The 10,923-nt window shown below is 69.3% G+C and carries 9 protein-coding genes and 1 pseudogene; 3 read left to right on the forward strand and 7 right to left on the reverse strand.

Annotated features, from left to right (window positions below; genetic code table 11):
* On the forward strand, nt 1-185 hold a 185-nt coding region (locus ACWEOE_RS00005), incomplete at its 5' end, for a transposase (protein ID WP_452001605.1).
* Nucleotides 186-281: 96 nt separating this feature from the next.
* On the opposite strand, the gene ACWEOE_RS00010 is transcribed toward ACWEOE_RS00005, so the two are convergent.
* The 3 genes from ACWEOE_RS00010 to ACWEOE_RS00020 are packed head-to-tail and all read right to left on the reverse strand — an operon-like array spanning nt 282 to nt 3,103.
* On the reverse strand, nt 282-755 hold the full coding sequence (locus ACWEOE_RS00010) for a dihydrofolate reductase (protein WP_452001607.1): 474 nt from the start codon (nt 753-755) through the stop codon (nt 282-284).
* Nucleotides 752-1,549 (reverse strand): thymidylate synthase, encoded by a 798-nt coding sequence (locus ACWEOE_RS00015; RefSeq protein WP_452001610.1) that lies wholly within the window; start codon nt 1,547-1,549, stop codon nt 752-754. Before ACWEOE_RS00015 ends, ACWEOE_RS00010 begins: the two co-directional genes overlap by 4 nt.
* Before the next feature lie 9 nt (nt 1,550-1,558).
* A complete protein-coding gene (locus ACWEOE_RS00020; RefSeq protein WP_452001613.1) occupies nt 1,559-3,103 on the reverse strand; it encodes an APC family permease in 1,545 nt (514 codons plus the stop codon).
* Nucleotides 3,104-3,417: 314 nt separating this feature from the next.
* Here ACWEOE_RS00020 and ACWEOE_RS00025 point away from each other — a divergent pair, with 314 nt between their 5' ends.
* Complete coding sequence (locus ACWEOE_RS00025; protein WP_452001616.1) at nt 3,418-3,915, forward strand: Lrp/AsnC family transcriptional regulator; 498 nt, start codon at nt 3,418-3,420, stop codon at nt 3,913-3,915.
* Nucleotides 3,916-4,334: 419 nt separating this feature from the next.
* Here ACWEOE_RS00025 and ACWEOE_RS00030 read toward each other — a convergent pair.
* Nucleotides 4,335-6,172: pseudogene (locus ACWEOE_RS00030) on the reverse strand (LamG-like jellyroll fold domain-containing protein).
* A 1,164-nt stretch (nt 6,173-7,336) separates the two neighbouring features.
* Entirely contained in the window at nt 7,337-7,840 is a 504-nt protein-coding gene (locus ACWEOE_RS00035; RefSeq protein WP_452003273.1) for a DUF6328 family protein, read from the reverse strand.
* A gap of 338 nt (nt 7,841-8,178) precedes the next feature.
* On the opposite strand from ACWEOE_RS00035, the gene ACWEOE_RS00040 reads away from it, so the two are divergent.
* Nucleotides 8,179-8,766 carry a superoxide dismutase gene (locus ACWEOE_RS00040; protein WP_452001619.1) on the forward strand — a complete coding sequence of 196 codons (588 nt, stop codon included), beginning with the start codon at nt 8,179-8,181 and terminating at the stop codon, nt 8,764-8,766.
* A 2-nt stretch (nt 8,767-8,768) separates the two neighbouring features.
* Here ACWEOE_RS00040 and ACWEOE_RS00045 read toward each other — a convergent pair whose 3' ends face one another.
* Both ACWEOE_RS00045 and ACWEOE_RS00050 read right to left on the reverse strand, forming a co-directional pair.
* Nucleotides 8,769-9,170 carry a TIGR03667 family PPOX class F420-dependent oxidoreductase gene (locus tag ACWEOE_RS00045; protein ID WP_452001622.1) on the reverse strand — a complete coding sequence of 134 codons (402 nt, stop codon included), beginning with the start codon at nt 9,168-9,170 and terminating at the stop codon, nt 8,769-8,771.
* A 59-nt stretch (nt 9,171-9,229) separates the two neighbouring features.
* Nucleotides 9,230-10,923, reverse strand: a 1,694-nt coding sequence (locus ACWEOE_RS00050; RefSeq protein ID WP_452001625.1) for a DUF2339 domain-containing protein, incomplete at its 5' end; no start/stop codon positions are given.

Consider the following 10,923-nt stretch of genomic DNA (forward strand, 5'->3'; position numbering starts at 1 on the left):
TGCGCCGCGGCCGGGCCGGTGGACGTCCACCGGCTTTCGACCGCACTGCCTACAAACGCCGCAACGTCGTCGAACGTTGCTTCAACCGTCTCAAGCAGTTCCGTGCCATCGCGACCCGGTTCGACAAGACCGCCGCCTCCTACCGGAGCATGATCGATCTGGCCACACTGCTCATCTGGCTTTGAGGACAGGCCCTAGTGATCCGACCAAAAGCAGGCCGACCCCCTCGCAGCACGTAACCTTCGCTGCGAAGTCATTCGGCCGTGGCTGTGGTCAGATTATTAGCAATCGACACCGTGACCCCAGGTCAGGATCCGGTAGTGCAGCCCGGTCGACGACTCCAGCCACTCCCCGGTGGAGTCCGGCGGGCGCCCCACTTCAGGCGCGTACGTGTCGCCCTCGAAGTGCTCCTGGATCTCCGTGACCACGATCCGGTCCGCGAACGGCAGCGCCGCCCGGTACACGGCCTCGCCGCCCATCACCCACACGTCGCCGGTCACCGCGGCGAACGCCTGCTCCAGGTCGGGGAACGTCTCCACGCCGTCCTGCGGCGTGCGCGACAGCACCAGGTTGCGCCGCCCCGGCAGCGGCCGGAACCGCGGCGGCAGCGACTCCCACGTGCGCCGGCCCATGAGCACGGTCGCGCCCGCGGTCAGCTCGCGGAAGTGCTTCATGTCCTCGGGCAGGTGCCACGGCAGCTCGCCGTCACGGCCGATGACGCCGTTGGCCGACTGCGCCCACTCGACCCCGATCACACCGCCACCGGCGCCTTGATGCCCGGGTGCGGGTCGTAACCCTCCACCGCGATGTCGTCGTAGGTGTAGTCGAAGAGGCTGCCCGCCGGCTTGAGGCTGAGCGTCGGGAACTCCCGCGCCTCGCGTGCGAGCTGCGTGCGGACCTGGTCGACGTGGTTGTCGTAGATGTGGCAGTCGCCGCCGGTCCAGATGAAGTCGCCGACGCGCAGGCCGACCTGGTCGGCGATCATGTGCGTGAGCAGGGCGTAGCTCGCGATGTTGAACGGCACGCCCAGGAACAGGTCGGCGCTGCGCTGGTAGAGCTGGCACGAGAGCTCGCCGCCGGCGACGTAGAACTGGAAGAACGCGTGGCACGGCGGCAGCGCCATGCGCGGGATGTCGGCGACGTTCCACGCGGACACGATCATGCGCCGCGAGTCCGGGTTGTCACGCAGCGTGGTCAGCAGGTCGGCGAGCTGGTCGACGTGGCCGCCGTCCGGGGTCGGCCACGACCGCCACTGGACGCCGTAGACCGGGCCGAGCTCGCCTTCGGGTGAGGCCCACTCGTCCCAGATCGTGACGCCGTTGTCCTGCAGCCAGCGCACGTTGGAATCGCCGCGCAGGAACCACAGCAGTTCGTAGGCGATCGAGCGGAAGTGCACTTTTTTGGTCGTGACCAGCGGGAAGCCGTCGGCCAGCCGGTAGCGCAGCTGGTGCCCGAAGATCGACCGCGTGCCCGTGCCGGTGCGGTCCTGCTTGGCCGCGCCCGTGTCGAGCACGTGGCGGAGCAGGTCTTCGTACTGTGTGTCCGGCATACCCCGAGCCTAAGCTGCCTCGATTACGTCGCCACCGCGACGCACCGAACCGCGGGGCAGCCGGCGCCCGGCGAAGAATTCACGGCACGCGCGGTGCACGGCGAACATCAACGGGAACCCGATCAGGATCGACACGACCCCGATCACCGCGACGCCGCCGATGCCGAACACGGTGGTCTCGCCCGCGTCGGGCTTCGCGTACTCGATCACGGCGAGCACCAGCACGAGCAGGAAGAACACCCCGCCGACGAACGGCAGCACACCGCGCAGGAAGAAGTGGCGCAAGCTGGCGAACAGTGTCTTGCGGAAGACCCAGACGCACGCCAGCGCCGTCATCGTGTACTCGATCGCGATCGTGAGGCCGACGGCGTCGACGGAGTCCGAGAGCACGTTGTCGCTCCAGACCGCGAGCAGCACGTACAGCACGAGCGAGACGAGCCCGAACGTCCAGGTCGAGAACGACGGCGTCTGGTACTTCGGGTGCACGCGGCCGAAGATCTTGGGCAGTGCGCCGTGGCTCGCCATCGAGAGCGTGGTGCGCGCGGCGGGCATGATCGTCGCCTGGCTGGTCGCGGCGCCGCTGGTCAGCACGGAGATGATGAGCAGCACTCCCATTATCTTGCCGAGACCGGAGTCGCCGAACACCGCGCCGCCGAGGCCGGCCAGCACGTCTTCGGAGTTGGCCTCGTTGCCCAGGCCGATGCCATTCTCGGAGACCCCGGCGAACGCGAGCGCGGCGACCGTGACGAGCAGGTAGTTGAGCACGAGCAGCACCGTGGACAGCACGGCGGCGCGGCCGGGCGCGCGGCGCGGGTCGGCCGACTCCTCGTTCACCGAAAGCGAGCTCTCCCAGCCCCAGTAGATGAACACGGCCAGCAGCACCGCCGACACGGCCGTGCCGAGGCTGACGCCGTTGGGCCACAGCCAGCTCCACTGCGGGTGCGTCGCCTGCGGGCCGGCGCTGCCGCCGTACACCCGTACGAGGGCGACGACCGAGAAGATCACCAGCACGGCGAGCTCGATGCCCAGCAGGATCCACTGCGCTCGCGCGGACACCTCGATGCCGCGGTAGCACAGGTAACACAGCGCGAGCAGCCACGCGCAGCCGATGGCGGTGGTCACGGCGCTGTTGTCGGCGAGGCCGTCGGCGCCGATGAGCAGCAGCGTGTACTTGCCGGTGAGCGCCGACTGGCTGCTCATCACCAGCAGCTGCGCCACGGTGACCACCCAGCCGGTCATCCAGCCGGCACGGCTGCCGAACGCGCGCGTCGCCCAGGTGAAGTTGGTGCCGCAGTCGGGTTCGGCGGTGTTGAGCTCACGGAACGCGACGGCCACGAAGAGCACGGGGATGAACGACAGCAGGATGAACGCGGCGGCCTTGAAGCCGGTACCCGCGAGCACGATGAAGCCGAGCGTCGCGGCGATCGAGTAGGCCGGGGCCGTCGACGACATCCCGATCACCATCGCCGACACCATGCCCAGTGCCCCCGAACGGAGGCCTTTGGCCCGCACCGTCGGGGCGGGGTGCGCACCGAACGCGACGGCTTCCGTCATGACCGGTCCTCTCGTGTATCTCTCGCAACAGGGTCTCTGCCGGGCCGCTGTCGGGCTACGGTTGGGCCGCTATCGGGGCCTTCACGGCCGCCAGACGGTACCGGTTACCGGCCGATCCTCGGCAGCCCCTGTGCTCCGTCGCACATCACCCCCTCGGAAACATCACCGAAGTGGCGGCTTGACCACTGATTTCGCTGTCACATCCGGCCGGGCCGGGGAATCACGTGAATCCTGAAACATGCTCCTGTTTCGCCGCGAGGGCAGATACGCTGCGCGCTTAAGGAATCACATGCCGAAACACAGGGAGGGACGGCATGGGTGACGGATACCGTACGAAGGTCGAGGAGCAACGCACGCCGAAGGCGTTGGACGGCACCGACCGAACCTTGATCGCCTTGCTCCAGAACGATGGCCGCGCCTCGTTCACCGCGCTGGCCAAAGCCGTGGGGCTCTCGGAGGGCGCCGTGCGCCAACGCGTGCAACGCCTGCTTCGCGACGAAATGATGCAGATCGTGGCCGTGACGGCCCCCGAGAACGTCGACCTGACCCGCCAGGCCATGATCGGCATCACCGTAAGCGGCGACCCGCGCGAAGTCGCCAACCGCCTCTCCGACCTACCCGACGTCCACCAGGTCATCCTCTGCGCAGGCCGCTTCGACCTCCTGGCCGCCCTCATCTGCCGCGACGACGAACACCTGCTCGCCGTCCTGGGGGACCAGGTCCGCCCCATCCCCGGGGTGACCTCGACGGAACTGTTCGTATACCTGAAGCTCGCGAAGCAGAACTACGCCTGGGGCAACCTGACGGTGTGAGCTACGGGCCTCTTTTGCCGTTGTGACTGGGTGTCTGAGGGTGGGCTTGCGACTCGCCCGGCTCTTCCCACCGCTCTCCGCCGGACTCGGGTCTCGGGCTTTCTCTTCGGCCCCGGCCCTCCCTCACCCACCACACAGCCCCGCCAATCCACGAGCAGCGGTTCGTAGTCGTCTTCCTCGTCGAAAATGCCGAGCCGGCCACTGCAGGTGCGTTCACCGGAAAGCGCGTCGAGCCAGCCGAAGCACATCCGTTGTACGCCACATCCAGCTGCGTCACAGCCTTCGCACGCTGAGCTGCCTGGACGTCGTGCTCCCGGAGCAGCCGGCCGGATTGCCGTAGTGCCTTTACCTGTGCGTCGCGGATCCCTCGGGCAGGCGAAAGGCGCCCCGAACAAGTCGAGGTGCCTTTGCGGAAGGGGTCAGCCCAGCAGGAAATCGCGGACCGGGAGGGCCCGGTCGACCACGCGGACGTCGCCGAGCAGACCGTAGAAGCCCTGCTCGACCTTGCTGTCGTAGGCATATGCGCCGAGGAACCAGCCGCCGCCCGGGTTGGCCAGGCCGGTGGCGGGCGTCTTCGGGTTGCGCAGGAGCGGGCAGCCGTCGACGTACATCGTGGTGTGTTTGCCGTCGTTGACCACGGCCACGTGCCACCACTTGGCGAGCGGCAGTTCGTGGCCCCAGTTGGTGGAGATGCCGTTCTGGTTGAGCGGGAACACGGCCCACTGGAGCTCGGCACCGTCCGAAAGGGACAGTGTGGCGGCGGGCTCGCTCGGATCGTCGCCGGTCCTGCCGGCCATGCCGCCCGGGTTGGTGCGGCCGAAGATGCCGCACCAGCCGTGGTTGCCGTCGCGGAAGTCGGCGGGCAGCCGGATGAAGGCCTCGATGGTGTAGCCGTGCGGGAACGTCAACGCGTTCATCGGGGCCTTGTCCACGGTCTGCAGGTAGGCGCCGTGGGCGGGGTTCTTGCCGCCGTCGAAGCGGAGGCTGCCGCGCGAGGGCTGGCGTGGCGAGAACTCGGCGGAGTAGGTGAGGGCTTCCGGGCCGCTGCCGGGCAGGGTCAGGCGGCGCAGGTCGTTGCCCTGGCCGGTGAGGTCCTTGATGTCGGCGGAAACCGGCGCACCGGCCGTGCCACCTTCGAACCGCCAGTACGCGACGGTGCCCGGCACCAGCTCCTGCCGCGCGGGCCTGGCGGGCGGCACGGGGATCGGTGCGAAGCCGGAAAACCGCTGGTCGAAGTCGATTTCGAGGCTGAAGTAGTCGACGTCGGTGCTGCGCTCCACCTCGATGCGCTGCAGCTCGGTGAGGTTGCGCTGCGCTTCGAGCCACGGCGAGATCGTGCGGACGTCGATCACGCCGCGGGCCAGGTCGAACTGGTACAGGCGGATCATCGCGCTGCCACCGTAGTAGCGGTCCTGGTAGTTGGTGAGGTGCAGGTGCACGTCGTGGCCGGCGGCGTTCTGCTTCACCAGGCGGCTCGGGGGCCAGAAGTGGCCGTTGAGGGTGAGGAAGATCTGGTCGCTCTTGCTGACGAAGTCGTCCCACACCTGCTGGCCGAAGTCGGAGAGGAACGGCCGGTTCTGCTCGTCGGCGTCGACGAGCTCGTGGATCGTGAGGATCACCGGCGTGTGCGGGTGCTGCGCGAGCACCTGCCTCGCCCAGGCGAAGCCGGCCTCCGACGGCCGCCAGTCCATGGCGAGCACCAGCCACTCGCGGCCGGCGGCGTGGAAGACGTGGTAGGTGTTGTAGCCGTCCTTCGAGGCGCCGCGGAACGTCGGCGAGTTCTTCTGCCGCTGCGGCCCGAACGCGTCGAGGTACGGGGTGCGGCCGCGCTGGTCGTCGGTGGAGGCGTTGATGTCGTGGTTGCCGGCGAGCGTGCTGTAGGGGAAGCGCTGCCGGTCGAGCGCCTGGAACGAGCGGCTGATGCCCGCGAACTCGCCGGCTTGCCCGTTCTGGGTGAGGTCGCCGAGGTGGGCGAGGAAGACAACGTTGTCGGCGCGGTTGTCCAGCACGTACTTCAGCGACGCCTCCACGGGCGCGGCGTCCCTGCGGTCCTCGTCGAAGAGGTACTGCGTGTCGGGCATGACGACAACCGTGAACCGGGGGCTGTCGGCATCGGGCCCATGGCCCTTCCCGGCGAACTGGTCGGTTCGGCTCGGGCTTCGGCCGCCCTGGCGACGGCGGGGATCGCGGACACCGCAGCACCGGCACCGAGCAGCCCGGCACCGCGCAGGAAGGTCCGACGGGAGGAGTCAGTCACCCGCCGGAAGCTACGCAAACCTCCCGACACCCACGGCAACACCGCCCCGACGCACCGGTGAACACCACCTCTGCGCGGCGGGTGGTTGGGGCTGTCCGGCACGGTGAGTGGTGCGAACGGCCCCGTCGCGCCGGTTCGTGCGCGCGAACGGTCCTTTCGCGCCGGCTGCCACCCCCTCGCGCCGCGCCGCTCAGCGCGAACGGACCTCACCGCACTCGGCCCGCGGCACCAATCGCCCGCCGCGATCCAGACGGCGCAATCTGGCCACGCATGTCCGCCCGGCGAACGGTCCGACCGTGCCGGTTTGTCCACGCGCGCAGCCGCCTCGCACCGAAGGACCACACGAGCCGACACCTGGTGCCGCACCGCCCACGCGAACGGTCCCGCCGCGAACCTCGCAACAGAACCGACTCGCGCACGAACACCTGGCGGACGGATCCGACCGCGCCGCGTTCGTCCGCGCGTAGGGGCCCTCTCACGCCGGCCGCTCCACGAGCCCACCCCTCGTACCGCGCCGCGCAGGCGAACAGGTCCGCCCCAACCCTCCCAGCAGAAGCGACTCGCGCATGATCACCTCCCGAACCGTCCCACCGTGCCACGTGGCTTCGGGCGAGCAGCCCTCTCACGCCAGCTGGTCCATGAGCCGACCCCGCGTACCGCGCCGTCACGCGAACGGTCCCGCCGCGAACCTCGCAACAGAACCGACTCGCGCACGAACACCTGGCGGACGGATCCGACCGCGCCGCGTTCGTCCGCGCGTAGGGGCCCTCTCACGCCGGCCGCTCCACGAGCCCACCCCTCATACCGCGCCGCGCAGGCGAACAGTTCCGCCGCGCACGTCCCAGCAGAGGCACTCGCGCACGACCGCCTCGCGAACGGTCCGACCGCGCCGCGTTCGTCCACGCGCAGCCCTCTCCCACCGGCCGGTCCACGAGCCGACCCTCGTACCGCGCACGCCGGCGCGAACGGAGCCGCCGCAGTCGGCCCGCGGCAGTAATCGCCAAGCCACGGGCCTCACCGCACAACCGGGCCTCCGCGCGACCGCCCAGCGCACGGCCCGCCGCGTTCGTCCGCGCGGCAAGTCCCCGTCGCACCAAGCTGGCCCCATGCCGTCGGAGCGCCGCCGAGCGACCCCGTGCCGCACCGACGTGAGCTCCGGCCGGGTCAGGGCTTTCCGGCGGTGTCTGAACGCCGTCGTTCGGACGGGACCGGGTCGTCCCTGGGAAGGCGAAGCGGGACGACGAACCAGAGAACGCCGAACAGCAGGACGGTGAAGCCTCCCGCGCCGATGAGGGCCGCGATGCCGTAGACGACCTTCGCGATGAGGGCGACCGTCAAGGTCACCGACGCCGCGAGGCAGACGAAGCCGGCCAGGACGACACGGTTGCCGACGCGCAGGATCTCGTCACGGCGGCCCGTGCGGAACAGCAGGCGGTGCCAAGCCGCGGGCGCGGTGAGCAAGGCCGTGGCCGCGACCGCCAGCAGCACGGCCGTCAGGTGCAACCCCTTCTCGAACCCGTCGCCCAGCTCGAACCGGTTCGTGAACACCACCGCCAGCAGGAACCCGAACAGGATCTGCACCCCGGCCTGCGCCACACGCAGTTCCTGAAGCAGCTCCGAGACGTTGCGCTGCAGCTTCTGGTTGTGCGTCTCCCCGGTGTGCTCCACGTCGGTGCTGTCGATGAACTTGTCGGCTTCCTCCGACGGTGCACCGTCGGAGGAAGAGCGAGGGCCACCGGCAGACCCGGCCCCGCGGCGGAATTCGGCTCCTGCGAGGTAGGCGGAGGGCGGGTTGGTTCGGTCTTGCTCGTCGCGGTCAGTCATCGAGGGCTCCAGCGTCGGCTCGTGCCCAAACACTAAGCCCGACCCCGGCGGCTCGCCGCGCTCGCGGACCGGCCGGCCGGTCCGCGGACGATTCACCCGACACCGTTCACGACGGGGAAAACGCTCACACCTTTGGGTGGCGCCCATGGCGTCGCAGCCTGCGCGCTGACTAGAGAATGATCATGCGAATTGCCCCCACACTCCTTTCCGCTGCTCTTGTCGCCGGGCTCGCCGGCCTGTCCGGTCTGACCACCGCCACCCCCGCCACCGCCGACGCGGCGACACCGGTGCACTTCACCTCCGCACACGGCGCCTTCACCGGATACACCCCCGCTGCCCGCGCCGTGACCTACCGCACCGACCTCGTCCCAGGCGGTGCACAGGCCCACGTGTTCGGCACCTCGGCGCGCGCCACCGGCACCACCACCACGCTCCTGGTCACCGGCCTGCTGCCGAACCACCAGTACGGCGCCCACGCCCACGCGAACGCGTGCGGCCCCACCGGCGACGACGCCGGCCCTCACTTCCAGCACTCGCCGGACCCGGTGAAGCCGTCGGTGGACCCCGCCTACGCCAACCCGCGCAACGAGATCTGGCTCGACTTCACCACCGACCGCTTCGGTCGGGGTCACGCGGAGTCCACTGTGGACTGGACGTTCGGCTCACGACGCGCGCACTCCGTGGTGATCCACGAAACCCACACGCACACCGACCCCGGTCACGCCGGAACCGCGGGCGCCCGGCTGGCCTGCCTGGACGTCGAATTCTGACGCTAGAACCCCCAAGAGCGCTCCGGGACGATGCGGATGCGCACCGAGAACGAGGCGTCGAACGCGGCCGCGTCGGCGTATCCGATCCCGGTGTACGACCGCTCGTATTTCTCGAGGTACCCCGGGGCATCGGAGGGTTTGCCGTCGTCGACCTGTGCTCGGCCGTTGACGACGAGAATGCTGCCGCCGTGTTCGTCGCTGTTGAGGTGGAAGCTCACCTCCGGGCCTGCTGCGATGTGGCGGAGTTTGGCGGTGCCGGGCTGGCTGAACACCAGGATGTCGTCGCCGTCGAGGACGAACCACACCGGACGTGGTGCGGGACGCCCCTTCGGCGTGATGGTGGTCAGCCAGCCCACGGACTCGCCGGCGCGCTTGATCAGGTTCGGGTCGGGTGTGTACGTCATCTCGGTCTCCCCTCGGAAGTGGTGAGATCAAGAGAACCACAACGCACCGACAGTTTCCGCTAGCGCGAGGCGACCATCCGCGCATATCGGCTCCCTGCAAGCAAAAGAACGAGACCGGCGCCGAGAAATGCACCCACTCGGGCGAGCCCGTCGAGCGCCGCGAGGTCGAACAGAACGAGCTTCGCGACCGCAGCGGCAACCAGCACGAGCCCCACCACGCGAAGCGCGACGACAGCGATACCGCGGAGAAGCAGGGCGAGCGCGGCGACCGTCCAGGAGACGGTGATCAACGCGTGGCCCAGCAGGAAACCCGACCGTCCGGGAACGGCGAGCAGCGCGGCGCACAGAACGAGGCCGGCGGCGCCGTAGAGCGCCGCGAAGCCGCCCGGCAACCACGGCAAAAGCTTGGCGGGCTTGAGGATTTCGATGCGAACCGCCGCCCACGTCAACGCGAGCGCGGCACCCAGCATGAGAGCAGCGGCGACAAGCGCGGCCAACAGGTCCGTGGTCGGGTGCGGGCGCGGGACCACGAGGAGCGCCGGCGTGACGTCCTTGACGACCGCGACCAACCCGCCGATCACCGCGAAGACGAGCGCACCGCCTAGCACGAAACGGTTTTTCGTGTAGCCAGCGGCGAAGGCGAGCGCGACGGCTTCGCCGAGCAGCACTGCGCTGCCGTCGAATTCGGTGACAGTGGCTTGCAGCGCCGCGACGAGACCGGCCACGCCCGCGACATTCCCGGCTCGGCCGCGCACGAGCGGCCATGTCGTGACAAGGACAACGGCCGTACCGCCCGCCAAAAGTGCCGCTTGCGTCTTCGGAAGCACCACGGCGGCGACCAGAACCGGCAGCGGAGCAATGGCGAGCAACGAGAGCAGATACGGATTACTTTCCTTGCGTTGCAACAAGAACAGAGAGATCGCGGCACTCACGACACCGGTCGCGATGGCGACGGCGGTGTTCTGCGTGTGCAGCGCGGTACCGATCAACGACGCTGTCAAGGGCGCGACCGAGGAAGTAAGCGAAAGGGTCAACCAGGACCGTCGAACCTGGACAGGCACCGTCGCGATCTGGAGGATGAGCAAGAACGTCACGAGTTCAGGCGTGAAGCCCTGGGTGATCACGGGAGCGCACACGCCGCACGCGACGACAACGGAGCTGGCCAACAGAGGGGAATTCCACGTGACAGCAAGCAACAGCCCGCCGACCGCGGTCAGCAGGCCGATCGCGAGGCCCGCCGGGGTCGGCAGGAACTCGTACAGGGAGGTGGCGGCTATCGCGTCGAGGTAAAGGGTGGCGATCCCTGTCGCGGCAAGGGCGAACGCACCGGTGCGCGCGGCCGGCTTGCGGTGCAGCCACGCCCCCGCGCCGACGAGTGCCCCGCCGAGCGCCGCACCCACGAGCACGCGCGGCAACGGACCCAGCCACCCCCGCTGCACGGCAAGAACCAACAGCAGCACGACACCCAGCAACGTCACGGCCCCACCGATCCACGCGAGCACCCGCGACCCGGCGCCCTCCTTGCCGAGCCGCTCGCTCAGGGTGGGCGGCGGGGTGTAGGGCGGGAAAGGGTTGATCTGGGGGTAGTGCTGCTGCGGGTACGGCTGGGGTGAGGGCGGCATCGGGTAGGCGTAGGGCCCTGGGTAGGGCTGAAAGCCCGGGTTGTAGGGCGAGTGCGGTTGTTGGCCGGCGTGCGGGTTGGTTGGCTGTGGGACGGGCTGAGGCGTTTGGTTCAGTCCGGGCTGGGGTTGGT

The sequence above is a fragment of the Amycolatopsis sp. NPDC004368 genome, assembly GCF_053602515.1.